The 671-nt window shown below is 38.3% G+C and carries 1 pseudogene; it reads right to left on the reverse strand.

Annotation, left to right across the window (positions count from 1 at the left end):
• A pseudogene (locus G1O98_RS38510) lies at positions 1 to 671 on the reverse strand (hypothetical protein); the annotation flags it as partial.

Consider the following 671-nt stretch of genomic DNA (forward strand, 5'->3'; position numbering starts at 1 on the left):
GGTTTCAAAAACTGCGGTCGTGTGGCAAGGGAGCTAACAAATTGCTGATACTCAAGAGTAGATTCAATCACAGCCCCAAATTTCTTGGTCATATTATCCAAAGTTTTGGGAGGAATTGAACTACTGACTAAATTAAAGACCGTTAAACCTTTTTGAGTTTCCCTGATAACATCTTCTATTGGTACTTGTTGACATTCAACTTTTTGAGCAGTTAACCATTTAGTCACAGTATCAGCTTTCTGGTTGTCAACAGCCAAGCCCATGATTCCAAGTTTTTTGTTTGATTCTGTAGAAAATAAGAAAGTAGGACGCTCTTTAATATGATGTAGAATTTTCGCGCTACTATCAATCATATACAGTTGTTGAGCGTTAATTGATTGAGTCCCAAAAGCCTGAAATTCCTTCGTCCAAATAGTAGGATATTCAACGGTATTAGGGTCAATTTGAGCGCAAATAACAGAAAAATTACTTTCAAGGATCGCGTCGGCGTGTGTAAGTTGTCCGGTTTTGAGCAGTCCAAGCTGTCTGAGCGCGTCTTTGTCTTTTTTGAAGTGCAATACTCCCAGAGGTTCACCATTCAAAAATACAGCATCTCTAGTTTTAGAAGCTGAGGTTTCGATAGTCAGTTTTCGGTAATCTTGATCATTGAATGTCTGACCAGAAAAATCATA

This window comes from Nostoc sp. UIC 10630, from assembly GCF_010747425.1.
Classification (GTDB): Bacteria; Cyanobacteriota; Cyanobacteriia; order Cyanobacteriales; family Nostocaceae; genus Nostoc.